The sequence below is a fragment of the Streptomyces sp. F001 genome, from assembly GCF_004187715.1.
In the GTDB taxonomy this organism is placed as follows: domain Bacteria; phylum Actinomycetota; class Actinomycetes; order Streptomycetales; family Streptomycetaceae; genus Streptomyces; species Streptomyces flavusporus.
The window spans coordinates 55,600-81,295 of record NZ_QZWF01000003.1; the positions used below are offsets into that span (position 1 = coordinate 55,600).

The 25,696-nt window shown below is 71.7% G+C and carries 25 protein-coding genes and 11 pseudogenes; 16 read left to right on the plus strand and 20 right to left on the minus strand.

The window, feature by feature from the left end:
* Nucleotides 1-17 precede the first annotated feature (17 nt).
* The gene (locus StrepF001_RS47835; protein ID WP_240797490.1) at nt 18-314 is read right to left on the minus strand and encodes a hypothetical protein; all 297 of its coding nucleotides are present in this window, start codon (nt 312-314) and stop codon (nt 18-20) included.
* Nucleotides 315-690: 376 nt separating this feature from the next.
* Here StrepF001_RS47835 and StrepF001_RS47840 point away from each other — a divergent pair.
* A pseudogene (locus tag StrepF001_RS47840) lies at nt 691-1,205 on the plus strand (flavin reductase family protein).
* Nucleotide 1,206: 1 nt separating this feature from the next.
* On the opposite strand, the pseudogene StrepF001_RS13315 reads toward StrepF001_RS47840, so the two are convergent.
* Together StrepF001_RS13315 and arfB are read right to left on the minus strand one after the other, a co-directional pair.
* Nucleotides 1,207-2,062, minus strand: a pseudogene (locus tag StrepF001_RS13315) (sigma-70 family RNA polymerase sigma factor).
* 99 nt (nt 2,063-2,161) lie between these two features.
* Nucleotides 2,162-2,583: pseudogene (arfB, locus tag StrepF001_RS13320) on the minus strand (alternative ribosome rescue aminoacyl-tRNA hydrolase ArfB); the annotation flags it as partial.
* A 169-nt stretch (nt 2,584-2,752) separates the two neighbouring features.
* Between arfB and StrepF001_RS13325 the strand changes: the two are divergent.
* On the plus strand, nt 2,753-3,325 hold the full coding sequence (locus StrepF001_RS13325; RefSeq protein ID WP_129798485.1) for a TerD family protein: 573 nt from the start codon (nt 2,753-2,755) through the stop codon (nt 3,323-3,325).
* Nucleotides 3,326-3,412: 87 nt separating this feature from the next.
* Here the strand turns inward: StrepF001_RS13325 and StrepF001_RS49510 are convergent, their stop codons facing one another.
* The 8 genes and pseudogenes from StrepF001_RS49510 to StrepF001_RS13350 all read right to left on the minus strand — a co-directional run bounded on the left by StrepF001_RS49510 (nt 3,413) and on the right by StrepF001_RS13350 (nt 8,286).
* Nucleotides 3,413-3,538, minus strand: a complete 126-nt coding sequence (locus tag StrepF001_RS49510; RefSeq protein WP_276322829.1) for a hypothetical protein — start codon at nt 3,536-3,538, stop codon at nt 3,413-3,415.
* A gap of 259 nt (nt 3,539-3,797) precedes the next feature.
* Nucleotides 3,798-4,139: pseudogene (locus tag StrepF001_RS47845) on the minus strand (ATP-binding cassette domain-containing protein); the annotation flags it as partial.
* 111 nt (nt 4,140-4,250) lie between these two features.
* Nucleotides 4,251-4,712, minus strand: coding sequence for a hypothetical protein (locus StrepF001_RS13335; protein ID WP_129798486.1), 462 nt, complete (start codon nt 4,710-4,712; stop codon nt 4,251-4,253).
* 101 nt (nt 4,713-4,813) lie between these two features.
* Nucleotides 4,814-5,530, minus strand: coding sequence for a hypothetical protein (locus StrepF001_RS13340; protein ID WP_129798487.1), 717 nt, complete (start codon nt 5,528-5,530; stop codon nt 4,814-4,816).
* A 22-nt stretch (nt 5,531-5,552) separates the two neighbouring features.
* Entirely contained in the window at nt 5,553-5,687 is a 135-nt protein-coding gene (locus tag StrepF001_RS49515; RefSeq protein WP_276322821.1) for a hypothetical protein, read from the minus strand.
* A gap of 161 nt (nt 5,688-5,848) precedes the next feature.
* A complete protein-coding gene (locus tag StrepF001_RS45595) occupies nt 5,849-5,998 on the minus strand; it encodes a hypothetical protein (RefSeq protein WP_165396259.1) in 150 nt (49 codons plus the stop codon).
* Between the two features lie 392 nt (nt 5,999-6,390).
* A complete protein-coding gene (locus StrepF001_RS13345; RefSeq protein ID WP_206306851.1) occupies nt 6,391-6,690 on the minus strand; it encodes a lactococcin 972 family bacteriocin in 300 nt (99 codons plus the stop codon).
* A gap of 262 nt (nt 6,691-6,952) precedes the next feature.
* Nucleotides 6,953-8,286, minus strand: a pseudogene (locus StrepF001_RS13350) (M1 family metallopeptidase).
* Between the two features lie 82 nt (nt 8,287-8,368).
* Here StrepF001_RS13350 and StrepF001_RS13355 point away from each other — a divergent pair.
* Nucleotides 8,369-8,867 (plus strand): annotated as a pseudogene (locus StrepF001_RS13355) (hypothetical protein).
* 9 nt (nt 8,868-8,876) lie between these two features.
* Here the strand turns inward: StrepF001_RS13355 and StrepF001_RS13360 are convergent.
* Nucleotides 8,877-9,571, minus strand: a pseudogene (locus tag StrepF001_RS13360) (pentapeptide repeat-containing protein).
* A gap of 162 nt (nt 9,572-9,733) precedes the next feature.
* On the opposite strand from StrepF001_RS13360, the pseudogene StrepF001_RS13365 reads away from it, so the two are divergent.
* From StrepF001_RS13365 to StrepF001_RS47870, 7 genes and pseudogenes are all read left to right on the plus strand, one after another.
* Nucleotides 9,734-10,899: pseudogene (locus StrepF001_RS13365) on the plus strand (FAD-dependent oxidoreductase).
* Nucleotides 10,900-10,965: 66 nt separating this feature from the next.
* Nucleotides 10,966-11,893, plus strand: a pseudogene (locus tag StrepF001_RS13370) (zinc-binding dehydrogenase); the annotation flags it as partial.
* 162 nt (nt 11,894-12,055) lie between these two features.
* Entirely contained in the window at nt 12,056-12,232 is a 177-nt protein-coding gene (locus StrepF001_RS47850) for a hypothetical protein (RefSeq protein WP_240797545.1), read from the plus strand.
* Nucleotides 12,205-12,342 (plus strand): annotated as a pseudogene (locus StrepF001_RS47855) (hypothetical protein); the annotation flags it as partial. The gene StrepF001_RS47850 and the pseudogene StrepF001_RS47855, both read left to right, overlap by 28 nt.
* 275 nt (nt 12,343-12,617) lie before the next feature.
* Nucleotides 12,618-13,328, plus strand: a complete 711-nt coding sequence (locus StrepF001_RS47860; protein WP_240797491.1) for an MFS transporter — start codon at nt 12,618-12,620, stop codon at nt 13,326-13,328.
* 624 nt (nt 13,329-13,952) lie between these two features.
* Nucleotides 13,953-14,096 (plus strand): annotated as a pseudogene (locus StrepF001_RS47865) (hydroxyurea phosphotransferase); the annotation flags it as partial.
* A gap of 130 nt (nt 14,097-14,226) precedes the next feature.
* Nucleotides 14,227-14,370: a hypothetical protein gene (locus StrepF001_RS47870; protein WP_240797546.1), complete on the plus strand. Its 144-nt coding sequence runs from the start codon at nt 14,227-14,229 to the stop codon at nt 14,368-14,370.
* Here the strand turns inward: StrepF001_RS47870 and StrepF001_RS13385 are convergent.
* The gene (locus tag StrepF001_RS13385) at nt 14,367-15,011 is read right to left on the minus strand and encodes a hypothetical protein (protein ID WP_129798488.1); all 645 of its coding nucleotides are present in this window, start codon (nt 15,009-15,011) and stop codon (nt 14,367-14,369) included. The two genes, StrepF001_RS47870 and StrepF001_RS13385, sit on opposite strands and share 4 nt — an antisense overlap.
* 1,077 nt (nt 15,012-16,088) lie before the next feature.
* On the minus strand, nt 16,089-16,259 hold the full coding sequence (locus tag StrepF001_RS47875; protein ID WP_165396445.1) for a hypothetical protein: 171 nt from the start codon (nt 16,257-16,259) through the stop codon (nt 16,089-16,091).
* A gap of 652 nt (nt 16,260-16,911) precedes the next feature.
* On the opposite strand from StrepF001_RS47875, the gene StrepF001_RS13395 reads away from it, so the two are divergent.
* From StrepF001_RS13395 to StrepF001_RS13415, 5 genes are all read left to right on the plus strand, one after another.
* Nucleotides 16,912-17,568: a hypothetical protein gene (locus StrepF001_RS13395; RefSeq protein WP_129798489.1), complete on the plus strand. Its 657-nt coding sequence runs from the start codon at nt 16,912-16,914 to the stop codon at nt 17,566-17,568.
* Complete coding sequence (locus tag StrepF001_RS13400; RefSeq protein WP_129798490.1) at nt 17,565-17,789, plus strand: hypothetical protein; 225 nt, start codon at nt 17,565-17,567, stop codon at nt 17,787-17,789. The genes StrepF001_RS13395 and StrepF001_RS13400 overlap by 4 nt, the downstream gene beginning before the upstream one ends.
* Nucleotides 17,790-17,831: 42 nt before the next feature.
* Complete coding sequence (locus StrepF001_RS13405) at nt 17,832-18,152, plus strand: hypothetical protein (RefSeq protein ID WP_129798491.1); 321 nt, start codon at nt 17,832-17,834, stop codon at nt 18,150-18,152.
* 14 nt (nt 18,153-18,166) lie between these two features.
* A complete protein-coding gene (locus StrepF001_RS13410; RefSeq protein WP_129798492.1) occupies nt 18,167-19,303 on the plus strand; it encodes an HEXXH motif-containing putative peptide modification protein in 1,137 nt (378 codons plus the stop codon).
* A gap of 270 nt (nt 19,304-19,573) precedes the next feature.
* Nucleotides 19,574-19,972: a hypothetical protein gene (locus StrepF001_RS13415; RefSeq protein ID WP_129798493.1), complete on the plus strand. Its 399-nt coding sequence runs from the start codon at nt 19,574-19,576 to the stop codon at nt 19,970-19,972.
* 59 nt (nt 19,973-20,031) lie between these two features.
* Here StrepF001_RS13415 and StrepF001_RS13420 read toward each other — a convergent pair whose 3' ends face one another.
* The 5 genes from StrepF001_RS13420 to StrepF001_RS13440 form a co-directional block, all read right to left on the minus strand.
* A complete protein-coding gene (locus StrepF001_RS13420; protein WP_165396260.1) occupies nt 20,032-20,472 on the minus strand; it encodes a tetratricopeptide repeat protein in 441 nt (146 codons plus the stop codon).
* The gene (locus StrepF001_RS13425) at nt 20,469-20,870 is read right to left on the minus strand and encodes a tetratricopeptide repeat protein (protein ID WP_129798495.1); all 402 of its coding nucleotides are present in this window, start codon (nt 20,868-20,870) and stop codon (nt 20,469-20,471) included. The genes StrepF001_RS13420 and StrepF001_RS13425 overlap by 4 nt, the downstream gene beginning before the upstream one ends.
* Before the next feature lie 376 nt (nt 20,871-21,246).
* Complete coding sequence (locus StrepF001_RS13430) at nt 21,247-22,059, minus strand: hypothetical protein (RefSeq protein ID WP_129798496.1); 813 nt, start codon at nt 22,057-22,059, stop codon at nt 21,247-21,249.
* A gap of 733 nt (nt 22,060-22,792) precedes the next feature.
* Entirely contained in the window at nt 22,793-23,257 is a 465-nt protein-coding gene (locus StrepF001_RS13435; protein ID WP_129798497.1) for a hypothetical protein, read from the minus strand.
* A complete protein-coding gene (locus StrepF001_RS13440) occupies nt 23,235-23,603 on the minus strand; it encodes a hypothetical protein (RefSeq protein WP_129798498.1) in 369 nt (122 codons plus the stop codon). The genes StrepF001_RS13435 and StrepF001_RS13440 overlap by 23 nt, the downstream gene beginning before the upstream one ends.
* 819 nt (nt 23,604-24,422) lie before the next feature.
* Here StrepF001_RS13440 and StrepF001_RS13445 point away from each other — a divergent pair.
* Nucleotides 24,423-24,644 carry a hypothetical protein gene (locus StrepF001_RS13445; protein WP_129798499.1) on the plus strand — a complete coding sequence of 74 codons (222 nt, stop codon included), beginning with the start codon at nt 24,423-24,425 and terminating at the stop codon, nt 24,642-24,644.
* 166 nt (nt 24,645-24,810) lie between these two features.
* On the opposite strand, the gene StrepF001_RS13450 is transcribed toward StrepF001_RS13445, so the two are convergent.
* Nucleotides 24,811-25,665 carry a hypothetical protein gene (locus tag StrepF001_RS13450; protein ID WP_129798500.1) on the minus strand — a complete coding sequence of 285 codons (855 nt, stop codon included), beginning with the start codon at nt 25,663-25,665 and terminating at the stop codon, nt 24,811-24,813.
* Between the last annotated feature and the right edge of the window lie 31 nt (nt 25,666-25,696).

Consider the following 25,696-nt stretch of genomic DNA (forward strand, 5'->3'; position numbering starts at 1 on the left):
GGTGTGCGGGATGAAGATCAGGTCGCCCCAGGTCTCGCCCATGCCAGTCGGCGCTCCCACGACTCGCGGGAGCCGACCCGGCCGGTGATCAGGGCCTCGGCGGCGGGGTTGCCGGAGAAGGCGGCGACGACGAGATCGCCGTCCGGGCGGACGAGGTTGACGCAGGCCAGCTCGTAGCCCAGGGCGGTGACGACGCCGTCCGCGACGGTCTGCAGCGTGTCGGCCAGGCTGCGTGCGGTGTTCATGTCCGCCATGACCTGGTGCAGCTGCCGCAGGGACGCAAGACGGACATACGGCTCCGACTCGGTCTCCATGCTCGCCCTCCCCCGAGACCTCGCAGCGAATCAAGGGTTCTCTTCGGCCATATCGCCCTTCAGCTTCCCGCCACTGAATCACAGCGCGCTGCCCACTCGGTACACAGGGTCAACAATTAATGTCCCTTGTGACTCAAGTCACAGTAGAACGTGAACAATTGAGTGGGGTTTCTGTGTTTTTCCCGTGCGTTTACCGAACGCAAGCTTTGTAGCGGTGTCCTTCGCTGGTCCTACGACCGTGCTCGGGCTGAGGTCCGATGCGGGGCACGCACCGGAGACTAGCGTTTCGGTGTGCTGAAACCCGCCGCCCCGCTCCGCCCGCCCGACTGCCCGCCCAACCCGCCCCCGCGGCCGATGCCGCCGGGCATGCTGTGGGGTGAGCAACGACGAGTTCAGGGCGGCCATGTCCCGGCTGGCGGCCGGTGTGGTCCTGGTGACCGCGAAGGAGCCGCCGCTCGACCGGACGACCGCAGGCGCCGAGTGGTGAGGACGTCGGCATGACGGCGACGGCCTTCATGTCGGTGTCCCTGGACCCACCCTGGTCCTGGTCAGCCTGCGCGAGGGCTCCCGCATGGACGACCTGCTCGCCGAGCAGCCCTGTGGGCGGTCTCGGTGCTCTCCGAGAGCCAGCGCCACATCGCCGGCCGCTTCGCCATGAAGGGCCGCATCAGCGACCGCCTGCTCTTCGAGGACATCCCCTACGTCCGCGGCGAGGCCAGCGGGGCACCCCTGGTCGGCGGCGCCCTGGCGACCCTGGAGTGCCGCACCGAACAGCGCGTCACGGCCGGCGACCACACGCTGGTGGTGGGCCGCGTCCTGACGGCCCGCCTCCCGAGCGCGGACGGCGGGCCGCTGACGTACTTCAAGGGGCGGTACCGGCAGCTGGGGTAGCTCAGCTGCCGGCGGACCACCCCAGGGTGATGTCCAGCCGGGACAGCTCTGCCGGGTCGGTGACACCTCGATGACGGCGATCCGGTCCCGTACGAACCTGAAGATCGTCGCCCGCTCGACGCGTCCGTCGGCGGAGAGCACCACAAGTCCGGTGGCCCCGTCGACCAGAGCGGGCCGCCCGCTCCGGCCGAGGCGGGCGTAGCTGATGGCGCCCGAGGCGACCGCCGCCGCCCCGGTGTTCACACCGGCCTCGGAGCGGGCCACCACATCCGGGTCGAGCACCTCCAGCAGCCCGTCGAAGTCCCCGCCCGCGCCGCGGCGAGGAAGGCGTCGACGACCTGCCGCTGCCGTACGAGATCGGCATCGGGCGCCGGAGCGCCCTGCACCCGGCGCCGGGCCCGGCTGGCCAGCTGCCGGGCCGCCGTCGGCGTACGGCCCACGATGGCGGCGACCTCCTCGTACGGCACGGCGAACAGGTCGTGCAGCACGAAGGCCAGCCGCTCGGCCGGGGTCAGCGTCTCCAGGACGACGAGCAGGGCGACGCCCACCGAGTCGGCGAGCAGCGCGTCCTGCTCGGGGTCGGCTCCGGCGGCGGGGACCGGCGCGCCCGCGTCCAGCGACTCCTCCGCGCGGGACTTGCGGGAGCGCAGCATGTCCAGGCACACCCGGCCCACCACGGTCGTCAGCCAGCCGCCGAGGTTGCCGACCTCCCGGGTGTCGCTGCGGCTCAGCCGGAACCAGGCCTCCTGCACCGCGTCGTCGGCCTCGGCGAGCGAGCCGAGCATGCGGTAGGCCACGGCACGCAGATGCGTGCGGTGTGCCTCGAAGCGCTCGGCAAGGAAGTCGTCGTCGCCCATGTGTCCTGTGTCCCCAGCCCTCGTAGCGGACCACCGTCAGTGGCATTCCACTGCCCTGACGGATCCGGCAGGGCACATGTGACAGCGTCCTATCCTATCCCAGTCGCGGCCCGACCGCCCCCGCTTGGTCTCCGAGCGCTGCTTCTTCTCCCGCAGCCGGCGTTCGTTGATGCCGCGCGGTATGCGGGTCGGCTTGCGGGGCTTGGGCGGGGGCGCGGTCGCCTCGGCGAGGAGTGCTGCGAGGCGTACGGCGGCGGTCTCGCGGTTGCGCCACTGGGACCGGTGCTCGGAGGCACGGACCGCGATGACGCCGTCGACCAGGCGCCGGCCAGCCGCTCCAGTGCGCGTCGCTTCCACACCTCGGGCAGCGCCTCGGTCGCGGCGAGGTCGAAACGCAGTTCGACCTGGGAGTCACTCGTGTTGACGTGCTGCCCGCCCGGCCCCGAGGAGCGCGAGAAACGCCACTGGAGCTCGGCCTCGGGCAGCGAGACGGAGCCTCGGATGAGGTAGGGACCGGACATGGGTGACATGTTCCCGCCTGGAGTGGGCGCGAGTCACGCGAATATCGCCGGAGGTAAAGAAAGTAAAGAGCCGGGAACCCGGGGCACCTCCCTCCGCGTTCATAGAGGTAGCTGTAGCTTCAGTACCGCACACGCATAGCGCACGCATCGAGGGAAGGAACTCCCGACCATGGCTGTAAGCCTGTCCAAGGGTGGCAACGTCTCGCTCACCAAGGAGGCTCCGGGCCTGACCGCCGTCACCGTGGGCCTCGGCTGGGACGTCCGCACCACCACCGGCACCGACTTCGACCTCGACGCGTCCGCGATCGCGGTCAACACGCAGGGCAAGGTGTACTCCGACCAGCACTTCGTCTTCTTCAACAACAAGCAGACGCCGGACCAGACGATCGTCCACACGGGCGACAACCTCACTGGTGAGGGCGCCGCGACGACGAGCAGATCAACGTCAACCTGGCCGGCCTCCCGGCCGACATCGACAAGATCGTCTTCCCGGTCTCCATACGACGCCGAGACCCGCTCGCAGAACTTCGGCCAGGTCCGCAACGCCTACATCCGCATCGTCAACCAGGCCGGCGGCACCGAGATCGCCCGCTACGACCTCTCCGAGGACGCGGCCACCGAGACCGCCATGGTCTTCGGCGAGCTCTACCGCAACGGCGCCGAGTGGAAGTTCCGCGCCGTCGGCCAGGGCTACGCCTCGGGCCTGGTGGGCATCGCCCAGGACTTCGGCGTGAACGTCTGATTGACGCCCGGACCTCGACGGAGCCCCCGCCGCGCCTTTTTGCGGCGGGGGCTCCGTCTGTCCGAGGTCCGGTCCTCGGAAGGCCGTTCAGAAGATCGAGAGTCCGAGCCGGCCCAGGATCGTGCCGGCGTGCGTGCCGTAGATCGAGAAGACCACCAGGGCGGCGATGAGGACGAGGCCTGCGGCCAGGCTCCAGGTGAGGCGCGAGTTCATGCGTACTGCCTTTCTTGGGGGATGTGGGGGGAGGCGCCGTGACGGGCACCGGATGCGTGTCGCTTCCGGCCGTCAGGACGCTGTCGCAGCGATCGCGGACCGTGTCGTCGTGGGTGGCGATGACGACCGCGCAGCCGTCCTCGCTCATCGCGCGGAGGACGTCGACGACCATGGTGGTGTTGTCGTGGTCGAGGGCGCCGGTGGGTTCGTCGGCCAGGACCAGAGCGGGCTGCTTGACGATGAGCCGGGCCAGCGCGACACGCTGCTGCTCGCCGCCGCTGAGCCGGTGGACCTGCTCCTTCTCCCGGCCGGCCAGGCCCACCCGGTCGAGGGCCTCGGCGACAGTCGGGTGCCCTTCCGGGCGCGCCGCGGCTTCATGGCGACCTCAAGGTTGGCGGCGACGGTCGCGTTCTCGATCAGGGCGTAGTTCTGAAGAGGTAGCCGAGGACGTCGCGCCGGAAGCGCCGGGTGGCGCGCGGCCGAAGCCGGTGATGTCCCGCCCTTCGTGGCGGATCGCGCCGGAGGTCGGGGCGTCGAGCAGGCCCAGGCAGTTGAGCAGGGTCGACTTGCCGGAGCCGCTCGGGCCGACCAGGGCGAGCATCCGGCTGCGCTCCACGGTGAAGGTGAGACCGGACCAGAGGGTGCGCGGGCCGTAGGACTTCGACAGGTTTTCGATCTCGATCACGGCGGGCTCCAGCGGGGCGGTGGGGGGTCACGACTCGGTCGCTCCTTCCTTGACGATCAAGCGGTGGAAGACGACGAGGGCCACGAGCACCGCGATGGCCTCCACGGCGACGAGGGTGCCGGTGACGCCGAGGTCGAGGCCGGTGATCTCGACGGGTGCGCGGGGCGGCGGGATGCCGAGCGCGTCGTACCGTTCGAGGTCCTTGTTCTGCTGCCACACCTGGAAGGGGACCCACACGGCGAGCAGTACGGCGAGCAGTCCCTCCAGCGACAGGACCGTGCGGTGGACGGCGGTGAACCGCCAGCCACTGATGTGCCGGGCGAAGATCGCCTGAGCGTTCTTGCGGGAGTGCACGATGCAGACGCCGACGCCGGTGATGAGCAGGACCGCCAGGGCCACGCCCAGGTTGAACACCTGCAGCCGGAACTCGCCGACGAGGTCGCGGAGTTTGACCGCGGCGTTCTGGCCGACGGGCGTCATGGCCGTCACATACGTCTCCAGGTGGCGCTGCTCGATGGCGGCGGTGACGTCGTCGGGGTCGTGGAAGAGGACACTGCTCTTGCTGGCGTAGGCGGTGTAGCCCTTGTCGCTCAGGTACGGCGATCCGTCGGCGAAGGCGATGATGACGGGGTCGGTGACGAAGGAGTCGTCCGCGCCGGGTTGGGTCGGTGTGCGACTTGCCCTTGGGGTTGTAGGTGAAGACCCGCTGGTCGGCCTTGGTCTGCAGCGTCGTGATGTTCGCCGGGCGGACCTTGTCGGGGTCGCTCGGGCTGAGCAGTCCCGGGACCAGTTCGCGGAGTTGGTCGGTGTACGCGGCGAGGCCGGCCGGGATCATCAGCCGGACCTGGGCGGGGTCGGCGGCGGCCGGCGGGGGGGCGCCCTGCCGGGTCGAGGACGGGCTGTTCGGTGAGGAAGGACTCGTTGACGATCAGCACATCGCCCTGCGGCAGGCCCGCCCGCGGTGCCGACTGCTGGAGGTCGCGGTGTCCCGCGACGACGACCTGCCCCTCCTTGTCGGCCTGCCGGAGCCAGCCGCCCACCTTGGCCTCCAGGTCGCGCAGCGCAGCGTCGCTTCCCAGGCTGCCGTTGAGGGCGATCGACGTGGTGGCGCCGATCTTCGCGTAGGCCTTGCGGCTCTCCTCGCGGTTCAGGACGTCCTGGGCGGCCAGGACCAGGGCGGTGGCGATGCTGAGAGCGAGCAACAGCGCGGGGATCCGCATGGCGTACGCGCTGATCATCGCGGCCCGTGCGGGCAGTTCGCCCTTCAGGGCGCGCAGGATGCCGGTCTGGAACATCAGGTACAGCACGCCGGCCTGCGTGCGAGGGCGATCAGACCGAGGCGGCGGCACAGCCCAGGGTGAGCAGAGTGAACTGGCCGATCCAGGCCAGCCCGTTGTAGAGGCCGAGCAGCAGCACCACCAGGGCGGCCACCGCGGCACAGGCGATGGCGTAGAAGACCGCCACCTGCCGCAGGTCCCGCAGCAGGATCCGCCGAACGACCCGCCCTGCAGGCGCTGTACGCCGTAGGCCTTGGCGTTGAGCATCACGCCGGCGCCGTCATCGTGATGACGGCGAGCGCGACGACGATGAAGGAGCGGTGGAGGCGGTGCCGGAGTAGGTCGTGGTCAGCTCGGCGACCGACTGCGGATGGTGGACGCGGACGTCATCCCGAGGTCGGTGAACCTCTGAGCCAGCGAAGCGGCGGCCCGGTCGGAGCCGAAGACGTAGTAGAAGCCCCGAGGGTCGCGCCGGCCGAGCTCGGCGACCGGGTGCACGTCGGTGCGGTAGCCGCGGTTGAACGCGGGATAGCCGTCGCTCAGCCAGTCGGCGTGCGGACCGCCGGGTGCCAGGTAGAGGGCGGCGGCTGTAGGGGTGGGTGAGGTCGGGGACCTCGCGGGCGATCGTCACCCGCTCCGCCTTTGCGAACTCCGCGATGTCACGGGTGACTTGGGAGCCGCTGGTGGACCCGTCGGTGTCCGTCACCCAGACCACGGCGGAGTGCCCCAGCGCCCAGTCCTCGTCGAGGCTGCGCAGGAGAAGGAACGCCAGAATCGCGGAGTACGCCAGTGCAACGGCGTGAACGAACTTGATACCTCTGTGCAGCATCGATTGGCCTAGGTCAGGGGTGGTTCACTGGACGAGTGGCCCGCCCGGAGGGGACTGGAGATCACCACCAGGGCGGACCACTCGCTGCCGGGGCCGAGCGATCAGGCTCGGCCCCCGTCAGCAGCTGGTGTTCCAGTAAGACTTGTTGCCGCTCAGAGCGACGTCGGCCTGAGCGAAGGACCAGGAGCCTTGGCGGCTCGTCGCTGTCGATGTACTCGCCGACGGCGGTCGAGCCGTGGCACTTGGTGCCGTGGTAGTAGTCCGACCACACGATGGCGGTGCCGGCGCCGTAGTCCCACGTGCCGCCGCCCGCGCTCACCACGGTCGCCATGGCCGGGGCGGCACCGGCGACGACGGGCACCGGTCACAGCCGCAAGCTTGATACCGCGCTTGATGTTCACCATCAACTCGCTTTCGTTCAGACAGGATTGACAGGTGATCGACGTCGACCGATCTTGATCGCGATGATCATGGCGGACCATGAAGGAATAATCAAAAAATTTTGATGAGACCGGCATCACATGGTCACGGCGTGAAGGGCTGCCGGAGGACGTGACGGCCAGGCCTGACCGACCGGCCCTCACCTCGACGCCGTCCACGCCGAGGGCGGCATCCTCAACTCCTCAGGTCCGGCTCGGCTTCCCGTCGCCGTACAGCCAGTCGTCCCAGATCCCGTCGAAGTCCTGGGCCGGGGCTTGCTTCTCGACATACGCCGTGAAGTCCTCGGTGTCCGCGTTGCGTGCGGTGGCGGCGGCCCAGCCGCGGACGATGTCGTGGAAGGTGTCGTCGCCGACCGCCTGCCGGATCTTGGGAGGACCATCGCACCACGCTGGTATACGGGGCTGTCGGAGATGTGCGCGGCGCTCGCCGTTTTTGCGGGTGGGAACGCCCAGAGGTCGTCGTAGGTGTCCTCACCGTGGTCGTGGAGTGCGTCGAAGATCTGCTGGGCGGTCTCCCCGCCGTGGTCCTCCCCAGAGCCATTCGGCGTAGGTGGCGAAGCCCTCGTTGAGCCACATGTCCTGCCAGGTCCTCGGGGAGACGGAGTCGCCGTACCATGTGGGCGAGTCATGGACGAGGAGCCGGATGCCGGGGGCGCCGGCGAAGACCGGGCGGCTTGGGTCTCCAGGGCGTAGTCGGCGTCGCCGGCGCGCTCGACGATCGCGCCGGCGGAGGAGAAGGGTACGGGCGAAGCGGTCCTCGACCCAGGCGAGCACGTCGGGGAAGCGGGCCAGGACCGCGCGGCTCGCCGACGTCTCCGTCGGGTCGACGGCGGTGTACACGGGGAGGCCGTCGCCGGTGGTGGAGCGGGTGATGTCGTAGCGGCCGACGGCGACGGTGGCGAGGTAGCTCGCCATGGGGGCGGTGGTGCGCCACGTGGAGGTCGTACGGCCGCCGGTGGTCGTCTCGCTCGTCAGCTCCCCGTTGGAGACGGCCCGCAGGCCCTTCGGGACGGTGACGGCGAGGTCGTACGTCGCCTTGTCGGAGGGGTGGTGGTTGCCGGGGAACCAGGCCATCGAACCGGTCGGCTGGCGAGGGCGAGCGCGCCGTCCGCGGTGGGCAGCCAGCCCTCCTCGGAGCCGTCCGGGTCGGTGATCGTCACGGGGGTGCCCGAGTAGCGGACCGCCACACGGAACGTGCCTCCCTCGGCGAGGTCGGCGCGGGGGCGGATCGTCAGTTCCTGGCCGGTGCGGTTCCAGCGGGCGGTGCTGCCGTCGACGGTGACCTGCTCGACGTCCAGGCCCTTGAGGTCGAGGTTGAAGGAGAGGTCCTGGGTGGCACGGGCGGTGATCACCGTGCGCCCGGTGAGGTGGCGGGAGGCGGGGGTGTACGCCAGGGTCAGGTCGTAGTGGGTGACGTCGTAGCCGCCGTTGCCGGCCTTCGGGAAGTACGGGTCGCGGACGCCGGAGCCGCCCGGGGTGCCCTGGGCGCCGCCGGTTCCGCATGCGGGCACGGTCAGGGCGAGGATGAGGACGGCCGGGACAAGGCGGGCGAAACGGGACACGTCCCAGATCCTATGAGCAGCGTGACACCATCGCTACGTGCTCGACATCGGCTACGCCCTCTCCAACCGGTTCCCGGACCCTCCCCAGACCGACTACCGTCGCGCGGACGTACCCGCCCTGCGCCACGATCTGTTCTGCGGTGACGTCTATCTCGCCGACACCAAGACGGACCGGAGCTGTCCACAGCCTGGGGATGGGTACCGGTGCTCGACTTCGCGTGGGCGCTGTGCGACATCGTCGAGCAGCTCGACCGCGATCCGGCGGGCTCCCGCGCCGCCCGGCCGCAGCGGCGGAGCTGGACTTCACCGAGTCCACCGACCGGATGCTGTTCGAGCGCCGCTTCGGGTGGGTGGACATCGAGTCCGACTGGATGCCGGCCGAGGAGCCGCCGCTCACCTTCTCCCATGCCGAGCTGCGGCGGGAGGCGCGGGACTTTCTGCACGATCTGATCGCCGACCTGTGCGATCTGCACGAGTCCCTCGCGGACAATCCCGCGATCTGGTCGTTGCAGGCGCGGTTTCCGCGGGTGCGGTGAGTTCTGTGGTCACCCTTGTTCGACGCGGATCCCCGCCTCCGCCGCCAACACCGGTGCCAGGTCCAGCAGTTGCCCCGTGCTGATCACCGCCCCCGACAGCCGGTCGACTCCCCGGGCGATCTCCAGCGGAGCCGCCCCACGCAGGTCCACGTCTCTCAGCGTCGCCGCGCTGAGGTCGGCGGCTCTCAGCGCGCAGTCCACGAACTCGACGCGGGTCAGTTCCGCGCCCCGAAGTCGGGTTCCACCAGGACGCAGCCGTCGAAGACGACATCCTTGAGCTGGGCCCGGCGCAGATTCAGGTAGTCGATCTTGCCGCCGCGGATCAGGACGCGTTCGAGGGCGGCGCCGTGCAGCTGTACGCCGCCCAGGCGGGCGTCTGTCAGTTCGACATCGCGCAGGTGGACTCCGCCAGGTCGGTGCCGACGCCGCGTGGGGCGGTGAGGACGGAGTCCAGGATGCGGGCGCGATACAGCCGCGTCTCGTCCAGGCGCACGCCGTGAGCGCACAGTCCATGAAGCGGGCGCCGCCGCCGTCCTGCCCGGCGAAGTCCGCGTCCGGAACTTCCAGCCCGTCGTAGTCCCCGTCCGGCTCCAACCGCCCCCGTCGTACGGCGCCGGCTCCGGCAGCCGCACCTCCGGCCGCCGCGCCGCCCGCACACCGGACCCACCGCTCCCACCGGCCCTGCCTGTCCCTGTCCTCGCCATGGCCCCATGCTGCACCCCGCCACTGACAATCAGCGTGAGCTGGGAAAACCTCACCAGGGAGCGCCGCCCGCCGAGCCCGCCGGCCTCCCGATGTCACATTCGCGGCCCCTCGATCCGTCGTACTCGTGAAAGAGGCGACCCGAGCAGAGGGAGACCCCACACATGCACCGCATCACCGTCATCGGCGGCGGTTTCGCCGGCCTCACCGCAGCCATCACCGCCGCCGAGGCGGGCGCCAAGGTCACCGTGTACGAAGCCCACCACACCCTGGGCGGGCGGGCCCGGACCGCCGAGGGCACGTACCGCACGAACGAGGGCCCGCACGCCCTCTACAACGGCGGCCCGCACTGGGCGTGGCTCGAGCAGCGGGACCTCATCGGCCCCGTGGCGACCGTCCCGCCCCTGGAGGCCGCCAGGCTGCGGCTGCGCCACCGGGGCACCCTGCGCCGTACCCCGCCGTTCGCCATGCTCAAGCTGCTGCGCCGCGGCGCCCGGCACGCCCCCGTCGACGTCGACTTCCTGACCTGGGCCACCGAACAGGCGGGCGAGGAGGGCGCGCGGGCCGCCGCCCACTACGCCGCCGTCGCCCTGTTCCACCACGACCCCGGCGCGCTGTCCGCGGCGTTCGTCCAGGAGCGGCTGCGCCGCGCCACCAAGCTGCCGCCCGAGGCGCACTATCCGCGCGGCGGCTGGGCGAACGTGATCGACCGGATGGCCGGCCACGCCTGGAATCTGGGTGTCCGGATGGAGACCCTGTCCCGCGTCGACACCCTGCCCACCGACACGCCGGTCGTCGTGGCCACCTCCCTGGACGCCGCCCGCCGCCTTCTCGGCGACGCCTCCCTGACCTGGCCGAGCGGCCGTACGGCACTCATCGACCTCGCCGTGCGTACCCGGCGCGGCGACGCCTTCGTGGTGTCCGACCTGGACGCGCCGGCTGGCTCGAACGCTTCACGGCGCAGGACCGCACCCTCGCCCCGGCGGGCGAGCAGCTGATCCAGGGTCAGATCCCGATCCCCCGCACGAGTCCCGCGCCGACGGCATCGCCCGCGCCGAGCAGCTTCTCGACCTCGGCTTCACCGGCTGGCGCGAGCGCGTCACCTGGCGGCGGGAGGCGGTCGCGAACGGCCGTACCGGAGCCGTCGACCTGCCCGGCACCACCTGGCGGACCGGCCCGCCGTGGACCGCGGCGACGGCGTGTACCTGGCGGGGCGATCAGGTCGCGGCGCCGGGTGTGCTGTCGGAGTGTCCTTCAACAGCGCCCTGACCGCCGTGTCCCTGGCGCTGGGGCAGCGCGCCGGCAGCCGCTTGACCTCAAGCAAGCTTGAGGGTGAAGGGTGGGGCGCCACCACAGAAGAAGCACCACGGAAGAAGCACCACGGAAGGGACCTCATATGCGCGCCATCCGCCTCCACGCCTTCGGCCCGGCCGAGAACCTGACCCTCGAAGAGGTCGAGGACCCGGTGCCGGGCCCCGGCCAGTCCGTGTCGCCGTCGCCGCGGCCGGCGTGCACCTGCTGGACACGGCGATCCGGGCGGGCCACCAGGGCCCCGGCCCCGCCCCCACGCTGCCGACCGTGCCCGGCCGTGAGGTGGCCGGCGTCGTCGAGTCCCTCGCGAGGGCACGACGAGACCTGGCTCGGCAAACGGGTCGTCGCCCACCTCGGCTTCGTTCCCGGCGGCTATGCGGAACTCGCCGTCACCGACGCCGACCGGCTGCACGAGATCCCGGCGAACCTCGACTTCGCGCAGGCCGTCGCCATGATCGGCACGGGCCGTACGACGATGGGGATCGTGCAGTTCGCCGAGCCGGGCCCGGACGACGTGGTCGTGATCCCGGCCGCCGCCGGCGGCATCGGCACCCTGCTCGTGCAGTACGCCAGGAACGCCGGCGCCACCGTCGTCGGCCTCGCCGGCGGCCCGGAGAAGACATCCCGGGTCGCCGCGAACGGCGCCGACCTGGCCGTCGACTACAAGGACCCGGCCTGGCCGAGAAGGTCCAGGCCTACGACGGCAAGGTCACCGTCGTGTACGACGGCGTCGGCGGCGACACCGCCCGTACGGCCGTCGGCATGCTCGCCCCGGCGCCGGCACATCGTGTTCGGCTGGTCGGCCGAGGGCATCCAGGGCGGCGAGCCGCTGGTCGTCGAGGGCGTCACGGAGCAGGTCCTCGCCCGGTGATGCTGGAGAAGCGGGCGGCCCCAACCCCCTGCGCACCCTCGAACTCCGGGCCCTCACCGAGGCCGCCGAGGGCCGTCTCGTCCCGGCCGTGCACCGCTTCCCGCTCCCGAGCGGCGGCCGCCACCGGGCCCTGGACCCGCGGAACGACCGCAAAGTGTCCCTGGACCATGACACGGCACCATCGGACCTCGGTGCAATACACCGCAAAACACCCCGGTTCATGGTCTTCTGGCCGGATGAGTGCCTCCCGGACGGCTGAAGCCGGCGCATCCGTGGACCCGACCCCCGCCGCTGGTGGGGGTTGATGGTGATCGCCCTCGCACAGCTGATGGTCGTCCTCGACGCCACCATCGTGAACATCGCGCTCCCCTCCGCACAGCGCGACCTGGACATGTCCGACGGCAACGCCAGTGGGTCATCACGTCCTACACCCTGGCGTTCGGCGGTCTGCTCCTGCTCGGTGGCCGCGTCGCCGACCTGATCGGCCGCAAACGCACCTTCGTCATCGGGCTCGTCGGCTTCGCCACCGCCTCCGCGTTCGGCGGCGCCGCCGCGAACGCCGGCATGCTGTTCGGCGCCCGCGCCCTCCAGGGCGTCTTCGCCGCGGTCCTCGCCCCCTCCGCGCTGAGCCTGCTCACCACGACGTTCACCGACCCCGGGAACGCGGACGGCCTTCAGCATCTACGGCACCCTGGCCGCCAGCGGCTCCGCGATCGGCTTCATGGTCGGCGGGCTGCTCACCGAGTACATGAACTGGCGTTGGTGCCTCTACGTCAACGTGCCCATCGCGGTCCTCGCGGTCGCCGGCGCCTTCGCCCTGCTCCAGGACAGCCCCCGCCACGCGGGCGCCCGCCTGGACGTGCCCGGTGTCCTGCTGGGCTGCGGCCTGGTGGCGATCGTGCACGGCTTCGGCGAGGCGGAGTCCCGAGGCTGGTCGGACCCGATGGTCCTCGGCCTGTTCGCGGGCGGCGTGTCCTCGTGGCCGTCTTCGTGTGGTGGCAGACCAGGGCGTCCGTGCCGCTGCTGCCTTGCACATCATCAAGGACCGCGACGCGCGCGGCTGCTACCTGACCATGATGCTGGCCGTCATGGGCATGTTCGGCATGTTCCTGTTCCTGACCTACTACCTGCAGACTGTCCTCGACTACACCCCCGTGCAGACGGGTCTGGCGTTCCTCCCGCTCACGGCGTCGATCCTCATCGGCTCCACCCAGATCGCGGCCCGCCTGCTCCAGCACGTGCCGCCCCGTCTGCTCCTGGCCCCCGGCATGCTCCTGGCCGCCTCCGGCATGCTGTTCCTCACCCAGATCACCGTGCACTCCGCGTACGCCACCGACATCCTCCCCGCACTGATCCCGATGGGCCTCGGCATGGGCCTGACCTTCACGCCGGTCTTCTCCACGGCAACCGCCGGCGTCGCCCCGCACGACTCGGGCGTCACCTCGCCGCCGGCGTCAACACCGCACAGCAGGTGGGCGGTTCCATCGGGACGGCCCTGTTCAACACCATCGCCACCACCAGCAGCACGACCTACATCGCCGCGCACCTCACCGGCGCCGCCCGACGCGCCGAGGTGACCCGCGAGGGCATCGTCCACGGCTACACCGTCGCCATCCGGTGCGCCGTCGGCATCATGCTCCTGGCCGGTCTGGTGGCAGTCCTGATGATCACGGCGAAGTCTCCGAAAAGCCGTGCGGCGGCCCAGCCCCCGGTACCGAGTCGTCGCCGAGCCACCGCCGCAGCAGCGTTAGGGTCGGACGGTGATCGAGATTCCGGACGGACTGGCGGCGCGCAGGCGAAGTTCAACGCGAGGCGGGCCAGGACTTCATCGCCCGGCTGCCGGAGCTGGCGCCGCCTTCCTGGACCGCTGGGAACTGGGGCTCACGGCCGCCCGATGCACGGTGTGGCCGCCCTGTCCTGCCGTTGCTCCGCGCCGACGGCAGCCCGGCCGTGCTGAAGCTGCAACTCTGACGGAGAGCGAGGCGAGCCGGTCGCGCTGCGGGTGTGGACGGCGACGGGGTTACGGCTCCTCGACCACGACCCGGACACCGGCACGATGCTCCGAACGCCTCGACCCCGCCCGCATGCTGGCCCACTCCCCGACACCCGCGAGGCCGTCCTGGTCATCCCGCATGCTGGCCCACCTGACCTCCGTACCGGCACCGGACGGCATGCGGCGGCTCGGTGACATCGCGCGGGCGATGCTGGAGCAGACGCCGCGGGCGCTGGAGCGGATCCCGGACCCGCAGGCCCGCGGGCTGCTCGCCGACTGCGCGGCCGCCGTACGGGAGGTCGTCGACGAGCCCGGCGACCGGCTTCTGCACTGGGACCTGCACTACGAGAACGTCCTGGCCTCCGACCGCGCCCCCTGGCTCGCCATCGACCCCAAGCCCCTCGCCGGCGACCCGGTTCGACCTGCTGCCCGCCATCGACAACCGCTTCGACGCCGCCGACATCGTCTGGCGTTTCGACGCGATGACCGACGTCATGGGGCTGGACCGGGCGCGGGCCCGGGCCTGGACGCTGGGACGGGTGCTGCAGAACTGCCTGTGGGAGATCGAGGACGGCCGGCCGCTGGAGGAGGACCAGCTGGAGATCGCACGCCGGCTGCGCGGTTAGGGCGTCTCCGGCGCGAGCATCCGGCCCAGCTCCAGCGGTCGGCACGTCCGTCGAGTTCGGTGTGCAGGGCCGCGGCCAGCTCCGGGTGGGCGAGCAGTCCCTCGCCGGCGGGGTCCCTTCGCCGGCGGCGAGTCCCAGCCCCACCCAGGTCTCGGGTCGCCCTCGCCACGGACGATGCGCGCGTGGCAGGCGCGCAGCGCCTCGGCCGTACGGCCCGTGACGAGGTCGATGTCCTCGGGCCGCGCCCCGCTCACCGTGGCACCGGGGTCGTCCCGCAGCCGCTCGAACCCGTCCGGGTCCGCCAGCAGCCACCTCGTCAGCACCGCCCGTGTGTCGAAGCCGCGCACCGGCCGCCCCGGGACGAGGTCGGCCCGTGACCCGGCGCGACGGGCGGGGCCTCGTGGGGCCAGGCCGCCGCAAGGGACCGACGGTGCCGCGGTCGGGTCGCAGGTGATACGCCCGCCAGGTCGCGCGGTGGTCCGCGATCGCGAGGTCGGCCGCGCGGGCGGCCGCCGTCCACGCGGCTCCACGAGCCACGGCTCCAGCCGCCCGGCGAGCTCGGCCACCAGGCGCCGCCCCAGGTCGGTGAGCCCGTCGACCGGCCGACGGTGCCCAGTGCGTGCGCCGTCTGGGCGCGCCACAGCGCGTATTCGAACCGCCCGAGCGGATGGTCGCGCCGCCGCCAGAAGGCGGTGACTCCGAGAACGCGTACACCCCTTGGAGCAGCCCGCCCAACGGCCGGGGGTCGTCCCGCCAGGGGGCGTAGTACAGCCGGGCGTCCTGGTCCTCGTACAGGGTGAACAGGTGCATGAACGCGCTGAGTTTGTTGTGCTGGAACTCGTGCACCAGCGTCGAGGCGAACTGCTCGCCGTCGTCGGGGACCGACGCCACCGCCGTGCCGAAGGCGTCGCCGGAGGAGGCGCTGTGCGGCCGGAACCGCTCGGAGCGCGGGCGGGGCACGACGGACACCAGTCCGTCGGCCAGCGCCCGGGCCTCGTCGCGGTCGGTGGCGTGCAGGATGTCCCAGGCCGAGCCGAACAGCTCCTGCCACTCGACGGCGGAGTCGAGCGGCTCGGGAACGCCGGGCGTGCGCAGGGCGCGATACGGGTCGATGTCGTCCAGGAGCAGCGTGCGTCCGTCGGCGCGCAGTCCGGCCGGGGCGTGCCAGTCCGGTCCGCCCAGCCGACGGCCCGCGACCCGTACGTCCCCGTCGCGGGCGGAGACCTCGGCGACGGTCCAGTCCGGACTGCCGGGCACCCGCATGGCCCGAGCGCGGGGAGCACGGCCCAGCCGTGCCGGACCGGGATGTGGGTACGGAACTCCAGGCCGGCGCGGACCGCAGCGCTCGCCGCGAGTGCGTGCAGGTGCCCTGTCTCCGCCCACAGAGGCGCATGGTGGTCGACGGTGCCGCGCAGCCGGCGCAGTGTGTGCGCTGCCCACATGCCGACGGCCGGATAGGACAGCAGCCGCTCCACCTCCGGCGCGGCCACGGTCCAGGCCCGCGACAACAGCCGCCAGCCCTCGGCGAGCGGAGGCAGCGGACCGGTCGGTGCCGTCGCCGCCGCGTCCAGCAGCGCCCGTACGACGAGCAGCCGCCAGCTGCGCTCGCTCGCGCGCAGGGCGTCCACCGTCTCGGGGCCTCCCCCGCCGCCCAGCAGTTCGTCGAACGACTGCGGTGACAGGACGTGGGGCCGGGCCGTCTGGTGCATGGAGGGTGCCTATTCGTCGCGCTGTGGGTTGTAGCCGCCGAGGCTGCCGGCCGGGTCGTCGATACGGCTGAGCAGGCGCCGCATGGAGCCCTCGGCGGGCGGCAGGTCCAGGGCCGGCCAGAGGTCCAACGGGACGCCGCTGAGATCGATCAGCTCCGACTCGACTCCGGACTTCTCCATGACGCCGTCCCATGACAGTGGAAGTGAATGATGCGAACAATGCCCGATATATGCCGCTACCGTACGGTTTCGACACTTTCCAGGCTGCTGGATGACCCTAATGCATCCGCGGCGTCACACAGATCCAGGAATGCGGAATGCACCCGGATCGAGTGAAGGAAAGGCGGTCCGGGTAGGGACCGGACGTGATTGAACTCGCCGAGCTGATAGAGGAGTTGCGCCGCGAGCTGACCGCGGCACGTACCGCCGCACAGGGGGAGGACCTGTACTTCGAGGTGGGCCCGGTGGAGCTGGAGGCGGCCGTCGTCGTGGAGCGGCCGCGACGGCGGGCGGGAAGATCCGCTTCTGGGTGGTGGAGACGCGGCGCGGACGGCCGGATGGCAGCGTCACCCCGGGTGAAGCTGACGCTCGATCCGCGCACCCGCAGCGGCGGCGGACGTGCGCCGTGGGTGGGGCGACGACCAGGCCGAGGGCGAGCGCTGAGCGGGGTGACTCGGCGCGTCGCGGACTGGAGCCGGCCCGGTGGCGGAGGTGTTGGTACGCCGGCCGAGGGCCGCGGCGCCGGACGCCGGGGTTCCGGCTACCGCGTCGGCCCGTCGTACGTCCTCACCGCCGCGCATGTCGTCCGTACCGCCGAGGGGAGCGGCCCCAGGTGCACGTACGTTTCGAAGCCGACCGCCCCGACGAGTGGACCGCACCCGCGCGCGTGGTGCTGGCCTCCGAGAAGGCCGACGTGGCGCTCCTGGAGCTCACCGGGCCCGTGCCGCCCGGTGTCCACGCGGCCGGGACCGAGCCGCCCGCGTACGGTGCCGTGCCCGACACGGACGAGCTGCTGCCGTGCAGCGCGCTGGGCTTCCCGCGGTTCAAGCTGCGCGAGGACCGGATGCGCCGGCTCGACGACGGCTCCCCTTCCAGTACCGCGACTCCTGCCACGCCACCGGATGATCTCGGTGCTGTCCAACCGCCGCGAAGGCACCCTCGAACTCGCGGTCACTCCACCGGAGTCGGACCCCGAACCCGACCGCTCCCCCTGGGCGGGCATGTCCGGTGCGGCGGTCTGGCACGACGCACGCTGATCGGGCTGGTCAGCGCCCACCACCGCTCGGACGGTCTGGGCCGCCTTGCCGCCGTCCGCGTGGACCGCTGGTACGAGCTGCTGCCGAGAGCGACCTCACCCTGCTGCACCGGCACGCCGGACTGCCCACGTCACCACCCGAGCCGGCCGCCCTCACACCCGGCACCGCGGGCCCCGGCAGCCTGGCGCACCTGCCGGACGACCTGCCGCTGCGGGAACTCGACGCACTGGTGAGCGCGTTGACCGCACTGCCCACGGTGAGCGACCGCACCACCCTGGCGCTGGTGCTGGGCAGCATCGATCCGGTGATCGCGGCCATGAGCCCCCGCTCACCGGCGCTGCGTCCGGACGTGTTCGGGATCCTGCGCACCTGCCTGCGCTATCGCGGCACCTTGGACCAACTCATCGAAGCGATACGGTTGATGGAGGGCGACTCCGCCGGAGTGCCCGTATGAACACGGAGGCGGTGGAGCTGTCCCGGCGCCACCGCGGCGGTGATGACGACCGCTGACCTGATATCGCAGCACCGCGCGGATGTGGTGTTTCATCCAGGCCACGGCGGCCATTATCAGGGGGATGTGAGCAGCCCGCATCCGCAATTGCAGCCGGGGGGAAGGGGTTTGGCCGTCATGGAGCCGTCTGTGGCCGCCGTCGAGTCCAGCCTTGTCGATCTCGCGGGGGTGTCTCTTGAAACACTGCGCTCCATTGACAGTCGATTTCTCGCCGCGTCCCTCGAGGAGCTGCAGCACGGGATCGACCACCCGCTGGCCAGTGTCAGCGACTTCGGAGACAAAGACGGCGTGGAGGCGTTCGACTGACGACGGGGCCGCCCATGCGTGCTGAGCCGTCCCTGCCGCATCATCGTGTCCCGCCCGGCAGCCTCGCCGAACTGACCCGCGGCGAGGGCGGACCGGCGACCGTGGACCTGCTGGCCGCGGCCGAACGCAGCCGTCGGCTGCTGCTCTTACGGATGCTCGACGACGCCACGGCCTGGTCCGGCGTGGATCTGCTCAGCACCGCCCAGCGCCGCGCCCCCGCCGTCGTCGACGAGCTGCTCATGTATCCGCAGACCGGGATGTGGCTGGCCACCGCACTGCGCCGGCTGCGCGCGAGCACCGCGGAGAAGGACGAGCCGCCGCTGCCGGTGGTACTCGGCCATGTCCGCGCACTGGCCGCCGCGGCTGCGCTACGCGCGGAGCTCGACTTCACCGTCGAGGTACCCGTCCGGCACGGCCGGGTACCCCTGCCCACCCTGGCTGCGCGGAGCTGCCCTCGGCCGAGCCGTGGACGACGGCCACCGTGCGGGCCGAAGCCGGACGTGCCGTGGTCGAGACGCCGGGGCACAGGTCGCCGTACCGCTGCCGCCGGGCTCGGCGGGGCCGGGGTGGCATCCGGTGCGCCGGCTCGCGGTCGGCCCGCCCGAACGCCGCTGGAAGTCGCCCTGGACGACCTGGACCCGTACCGGACGTATCCGCAGCCGACCGAGCCGCGGCCGCTGTCCGAGGAGGCCGCGGCGCAGTGGCGGCAGATGCTGGAGCGGCCTGGGGGGTGCTGCTGCGGGACCAGCCCGAGACGGCCGCCGCGATGCGGCGGGCGTGTTCTCCCTGAGTCCCACCCGGCAAGGGAAAGGTTTCGGCCGCGCAGTGTGTCGTCAGGTGACGCGTTCGGCGGCATCGAGGCCTCGGAGCCGGACGACGCCGTCCAGCTGGCCGTCACGCTCGTGCACGAGTTCCAGCACACCAAGCTGGGCGGGCTGCTGCATCTGACCCCGCTCGTGACCCGGGCGCCGACACCGGTACGGAGCTGTGGTACGCGCCCTGGCGGGACGACCCCCGCCCACTCGAAGGGCTCCTTCAGGGCATCTACGCCTTCGTGGGCATCACCCGTTTCTGGCGTGCCCACCGCCGGGCCGCCGGTGCGCGGACCGCGACGGCGCACTTCGAGTTCGCGCTGTGGCGAGCCCATGTGACCACGGCGATGGAACAGGTCCACCGTCATCCACGCCTCACCCCGCTCGGCATCACCCTGCTGGACACGCTGCGTGACCACTGCGCCAAGTGGCTGGCCGAGCCCGTACCGGAGGACCAGCTGGCGGCGGCCCGGCTCTGCGTCGCCGACATGTGGCGCGCTGGCGGGCCCACCATCTGCGGCCCGCCCCGGCAGCCGTGGACGAGGCGGTACGGGCCTGGCTGGCCGGCGAGAACGGACCGCCCGGCGCCCTGGCGGCGAGCCCGAGGTGGTGCCCGATCCCTCCGCACGGTGGCTGGACTGTCTGGCGATGCTCGTCCGCCACCGCCTCACCGGCGCGGACGGCGACCGCCACTCCGAGGCCGAGAAGCCGCCGCACGGGTCACCGGAGCACTGGCCGGCGACGCCCTGCTGGCCGCCGGCGACGCCGTCGCGGCCCGTCAGGCATACATGGCCCACCTGGCCGTGGAACCCGGACGGGCCGGCACCTGGGGGCCTCGGCCGGGCGCTCGCCGCGTCGGACACACACCCGATCGCGGCCCAACTGCTGAGCCACCACCCCGAACGGGCCCGCGCGGTGCACGAGGCCCTGCTCCGCGTCACCGGCACCCCACCGGACCCCGTCCACCTGGCCACGTGGCTCGGCTCACCCCCGTCCGAAGCGCACTGACCGGACACGGCGGTGCCGCCCTTCCCCCGGGAAGAGCGGCACCTCGGACCGTACGCCCGTCACCTCACAGCGGCATCGGGTCGATGTCGCAGTTGGCCCGCTCCCGGGCCCGTGCCTGGAGCGTCGCCGGGTGAGGACCGGAGTCGGCGGAGCGCAGCCGGGGTTCGTCCAGGACGCGCTCCAGGCGGGCCAGGACATCCGCGTGCAGCGCCTCCCTCCGTCTCCCGGCCGACGGCGATGAGGTCCAGGGCGAGGTTGGCGCCGCCCACCAGCGTGGTGGGGTGGTCCTCGCCCAGGCGCGCCAGGCACAACGCCCTTGCCTTCTCACCGAGTTCGCGGGCCTCGTCCGCCCGCCCCAGCGCGCTCAGATCGCTCGCCAGGTTGATGGCACAGGCCAGCGCGATCGGATGGCTCTCGCCCAGGCGTTCGGTCAGCGACCGGAGCGCCTCCTCGTCGCGCTGCCTGGCCTCCTCGACCCGGCCCAGCAGACGGTAGGTCACCGCCAGGTCGATGTCGGCCGCCAGGACGTGCGGATGGTCGCTGCTGAACAGCCGGCGGAACCGCTCGCACGCCGCTCGCCGCGGTCGCGGGCCGCCTCCAGCTCGCCGTTGTGCCGCAACGCCACCGCCAGGGCGAGCGCGGCCGTCAGGGACTCCGGGTGGGTGTCGCCGTAGCGGCGGGTGAACTGGTTGAACGCGTCGCGCGCCAGTTCCAGCGCGGTGGCGTGGTCGCCCTCCTTCCGGCAGGACTCGCTCAGTTGCCGGAGAGTCTGGAGGGTCGTGGGGTTGCCCGGCCCGAAGATGCTCCGATAGCCGTCGACGACCGCCTGCTGCAGGGACCGTGCGCCGATGTAGTCACCGGTCTCCCGGACGTCGATGGCAATGCTCGCCTCGGTCATCAGCGACTGCCGGTGTTCACGGCCGTACAGCCGTGTTTCATCGCGTGCGTGTGCCGGTCCAGTTCCAGCGCGCGCTGGAACTCCGACGAGCCGGAGGCTCACCCGAGGTTGTGGGCGGTGGCCAGGGTGGCGGGATCGTCCTCGCCGAAGGCGCGGCGGGCCCGGTCGTAGGCCGTTTCGTCCAGTTCGGCGCCGGCGGCGAAGTCTCCTCGACACGGCGTACCGCCGCCTCCAGGTTCATCGTCTCCAGCGCGTCCTCCCGGGTGTCCTCGCGGTCCGGGGGCGCCGTGCGTCGTAGACGTCCTTGAGCTGGGCGGCGATCCGGGCGTCGTCGTGCCGGCCCACCTTCAGGTAGAGGAAGCCGAGCCACCACCCATCAGGAGGGTCTGCTGGTCCTCCTCGCCGAACAGTCGCTGCCAGGTCTCCCAGGCCTGCTCGGTGAACTCGCGGGCGACCTTGTGGTCCCCCCAGTACCAGAGGTACCGGGCGATGTTCCGCACGAGCTGGCGGACCCACGGCTGGTCGGACTCGACCGCGCCGGAGGCGATGACATGGCCGTAGAGCTCGGCGTAGCGCGGCCAGTTGGCGGCCTGGTTGGGCGCCTTCGGTCGGCGGCGGCCAGGAGTGTGTGAGCGCCGTTTCGCATGCGTTTCTGTTCCTCGGCGGTCATCCGGTTGATGAGCACTGCCTGCACCAGGCGGTGCATCTCGATCGAGTTGGTCCGATGGTCTATGCGGGCGAGGGAGTACCGGTTGATCTCCCTTATGGCCCGCGCGAGGCGCATCGGATCGTTCAGCGCTCGGTCGAGTTCCGGGTCGATGGTGCTGCCGCGAGCCGGAGAAGATGGAGCGTGAGATGGGGTCCGGCGCGAAGTAGGAGCAGAGCTGGAGCAGGCGCAGGCGGTGAGGCTGCGGGTCTCGAGGTGGTCGAGGGAGACGTTCCACGCGGCGGCGACCGGGAGCTGGTAGTCCGGCGGCGGGGACACCTCGAGGAGCTCGCTGCGCTTGTGCTCGAACAGCCGCAGGTACTCCGACACCGGCATCCCGGTCTCCGCCCGCCAGGCCGCGGCCTGTTCCAGGGCGAGCGGGAGGTCACCCAGGGCGTCGGCGAGGCGGTCCGCCTCGGCGTCGTCGAGGTCGTCGGGGCCGGAGCGGCGCAGCAGCTCCTTGCTCTCCTCGCGGGTGAACACGTCGACCTCCAGCGAGGGGCCACCACGCTCCAGCGGCGGTTGCGGGAGGTGACGAGGATGGTGCCGCTGCCCCGGTGGGGAAGTAGTCGCGGACCCGCTCGGGACTGTCGGCGTTGTCGAAGATCAGCAGCCAGCGGGAGTACGGCCGCCCCTCGCGCAGCGCCTCGCGCACCGCGGGTCCGCGATGTTGGCCTCTGACGTGGTGACGAGGCCGAGCCGCTGGGCGAGTTCCACCAGGGACTGGCCGATCTGGCCGGGGCGCTCTGCGGGATCCACCAGACGATGTCGTACTCGGACTGGTGCCGGTAGGCGTACTCGATGGCCAGCTGGGTCTTGCCGACACCGCCCATGCCGTGGATGGCCTCCGCAGCACGGTCGTCGTCGTGCCCTCCCGCAGACGCTCGCTCAGCAGTTCGAGCAGATCCACGCGACCGGTGAAGTTCGGGTTGCGGGGGGATGTTGCCCCAGATGCGCGGCTGCGTCGAACGCCCGCTCTCCACCGCGGGCTCCTGCTGCGTGGTGGACATGGCCGTGGCTCCTTCTGCAGTTGTCTCGTGCGCGCGAGGGTCTGAGTGCCCGGGGCGTGGGCCCGCGCCTTTGCGCAGGCTAACGGTGTTCTTGCGGTCGTAATCGCGCAGTGCGCGGGCGAGTCGCTCGGCTTGTGGCAGGAAGCGTCCGGACAGAGCACGCAGCGCGGCCAGTTCGACCCTCAGGAACGCCACGTTGTGCCGGGTCACCGGCGGGACACGGGCCGCCTCGAGCGGATCGCCGGCCGGCTCGGTGCCCTGTGGGCGAGCAGCGCCCGTACGTCGTGCAGCACCCGGACGGTGTCACGGCGGCGGGACAGCGCCAATAACTCCTGGCGGTTGTCGGCACCGAAGGTGAAGGCCACGCCGGCGGCGCGCTCGGCATCGCCGCTCGCCGGCCGCACCAGTCCGCTCATCAGCAGCTCGGTGAGGTGGGCGGGCCCGGCGCCCGGCACCGACGCCGTGAGCGCCGTCATCACCGGCAGCGTCAGCGGGGCCGCCGCCAGCCGGGTGGCGAGCGCGAAGGCGGTGGGCGAGGCGGCGGCGCGGAACTCCGAGACGCGCTCCCGGGCGGGGACGGCGCTGTCGGGGTCGGGGACGTCGTGGACCCAGGGCACCGCCCGCGCGGCGTCCGCCCGCCGCTTCCAGTCACGGGCCCGGACTCCGGACATCTCCGTCCACCCGGACGCACGCCCGGCCACCAGGCCGACCCAGCAGGACAGGGAGCGTTCGGTCGGTTCCAGGACGGGACCGGCACCACACCGGCCCGGGCGGCCGCGTCGTCGACGGGTTCCAGGGGGAGGTGCGCAGCTCCCACCGCAGGGAGTCGTTCGGCGCCCAGGGGTGTGCGGCGCTCAGGCGCATACGGTGCACGTCCAGGCCGGTGCGGAACCACAGCCGCTGCGGCAGCAGATGCAGCACGGCGAGCGGCTCGGACCGGCCGAGTTCCCGCAGCAACGGCAGCACCGCGCCCGCCCGCCAGCCCGCGGCGAGGCCATCGGTCAGTACCAGCACCACCCGGTACCGGGTGGTGCTGGGGGCAGATGATCCAGCCGGATCCGGGTCGGCTCGTGTCGTCCGAACTCAGCAGCCGCACGGTGCTGATCGGGCCGAGCCGCTCCTGACGGGCCAGCCCGTCGGCCAGCCGGCGATCGTCGCCGCCCAGACGCTCATGCTCACGTGGTCATCGACGACGAGCAGGACGGCCGGGCGGTCGGCCGGGTCCGACGGCTCCAGTCCGCTCAGGGCATGCAGCACGCCCTCGAATGACGTGTCGTCAGAAGCCGGTACGGATAGGGGTCGTGGGCCGTCGTCACGCTGCATAAGCGCCCTCGGAGAGTCCAGTGCTGCCCGGGCACGAGGGGAGGGCGGAGGAGGAGTCCCGCAGTCCGCGGGCATGCGTGACATCCACGTTGCCAAGCCTGGCAGTGGTCTGCTTGCGGTGCAAGACGGGAGTCCACCGGGGGGATGACGGGAGGGATCACAAGTCGACTGTCGGGAACGCGCCCCCGGTGGTGTGGAGTACGCAGGACGTCCGCTGGGGCCGTCTCGACCACCAGCGTGACACCCCGTCAACCCCCCGCGCAAGACCGTCGCAATCCGTTCCCCGTAGGTAATCGCCGCACGATGGGCCCGGCCTGTTCCTCGGTCCGCAGACTCATGGCCCGTACCCCGGCCCGGGCGGCCCCGGCTTGCGGTCGGGATCGTCGAGCAGAATGGCCAGGTGGCGGCCCACGTGCTGGTCCCAGCCGTCGGTCCGAGCGCCAGGGCCTCTTTGCGCCACTTTCCGATGCGTTCCGCGAGACTTCCGAGCCTCGGTCCTGCAGTATTTCGCCGATGGCGTCCTGGAACGACGGATCCGAGCAGTCGCTGCGATGCCAGACCATCGCGGGTACGCCGGCCCGCAACCCGGCCAGGACCTCCCGCCGGCCGGTGCCCGAGTCGTCGCCGGGCGGCTCGCTGAGCACCAGACAGACCGCGTACCGGTCCTCCTTCAGCTCACGCTCCAGATGGAAGAAGTACGTCTCGTCCTGCTCCGGACGGCTCCAGTGCGGATGACTGTCCGCCGGGCGCTCCCGAAGCTGGCGCCACTTGTTGTGCCAGGGCCGGTGCCACGCGGCCCGCTGCAAGCGCTCGAGGCTGCGCACCACCACCGGGTAGTCCAGCGCCAGCGGGGTGGGCGAGTCGGACTCGGACTCCTTCGGCCACCACTCGACAGGCTCGTTCAGCAGCTCCCACGGCAGATGAACTCCAGGAGGACGGGCTGCCGCAGGTCGGCCCACCTCTCCTCGACCTCCTCTATCAGCCTCTCCACCGCGCCGGGCAGCTCCTCCCGGCGCAGATGGACGGTCTCACCGCGCACGGGGTGCCAGCCCTCCGGGTCGGACTGGCGCCAGTGCGACAGATAGAAGCGGTCCGCCTCGACCCGGTCCGGCTCGAACTGGATCATCAGATACGCGGGGACGAGCGAGGGCGCGGCCTGCGGGAACTCCGAGTGCTGCCAGTCCGCCAGTGCACCGTCCAACCGCAGGGCATGGGCCTGGCTGCGGGTGAAACGGCGCAGCACCTCGGCGGCGTCGGCCCGGCTCTCCGCCACCAGCCGGTCGGCACACAGCGCGAGGAAGGCCACGCTGGGCGGGAGTTCACCGTTCGGGGAGTTCTCCCCGCAGCCGCAGGAAGACCTGCCATCCGGTCCGGCACCAGGGGGCAGTTCCTGCACCCGGGAGCGGCTCGCGCGGCGCGCCATGGTCGCCAGGTCCGGGGAGTTCATCGACAGCAGAACGGGCCGTAACGAACGCAGATCGGCGTTGTTGAAGAAGTCGACGGCCTCCCACTCGTCCACCAGCGGCCACAGAGTGGCGACCGTCGCCGACTGCTGCTCCACGTACTCCAGTGACCGCACCAGACAGGCCAGCCCGTCACCGACCTCGGTGCATGCCTTGACGATCTGCAGCAGCCAGGGCCGCAGCCGTCCCGCCGAACGGCTCCACGGACGAGGCCAGCTCGCGCCGCAGCATCTCCCGCCAGATTCACGGCTGCTCGCCTGGTTCACCGTGGCCGAGCCCTGCAGCGCATCCACGATGGAGACGACCAGCCGTTGCGGACCCGTT

Excerpts from the sequence above, each read along its gene's own strand:
- StrepF001_RS47835 (WP_240797490.1), bottom strand. The coding sequence starts at position 314 with ATGGAGACCGAGTCGGAGCCGTATGTCCGTCTTGCGTCCCTGCGGCAG.
- StrepF001_RS13325 (WP_129798485.1), top strand. The coding sequence starts at position 2,753 with ATGGCTGTAAGCCTGTCCAAGGGTGGCAACGTCTCGCTCACCAAGGAG.
- StrepF001_RS49510 (WP_276322829.1), bottom strand. The coding sequence starts at position 3,538 with ATGAACTCGCGCCTCACCTGGAGCCTGGCCGCAGGCCTCGTCCTCATC.
- StrepF001_RS47850 (WP_240797545.1), top strand. The coding sequence starts at position 12,056 with ATGGTGATCGCCCTCGCACAGCTGATGGTCGTCCTCGACGCCACCATC.
- StrepF001_RS47870 (WP_240797546.1), top strand. The coding sequence starts at position 14,227 with ATGACCGACGTCATGGGGCTGGACCGGGCGCGGGCCCGGGCCTGGACG.
- StrepF001_RS47875 (WP_165396445.1), bottom strand. The coding sequence starts at position 16,259 with ATGGAGAAGTCCGGAGTCGAGTCGGAGCTGATCGATCTCAGCGGCGTC.
- StrepF001_RS13405 (WP_129798491.1), top strand. The coding sequence starts at position 17,832 with ATGACGACCGCTGACCTGATATCGCAGCACCGCGCGGATGTGGTGTTT.
- StrepF001_RS13410 (WP_129798492.1), top strand. The coding sequence starts at position 18,167 with ATGCGTGCTGAGCCGTCCCTGCCGCATCATCGTGTCCCGCCCGGCAGC.
- StrepF001_RS13425 (WP_129798495.1), bottom strand. The coding sequence starts at position 20,870 with ATGACCGAGGCGAGCATTGCCATCGACGTCCGGGAGACCGGTGACTAC.
- StrepF001_RS13435 (WP_129798497.1), bottom strand. The coding sequence starts at position 23,257 with ATGTCCGGAGTCCGGGCCCGTGACTGGAAGCGGCGGGCGGACGCCGCG.
- StrepF001_RS13445 (WP_129798499.1), top strand. The coding sequence starts at position 24,423 with ATGGCGTCCTGGAACGACGGATCCGAGCAGTCGCTGCGATGCCAGACC.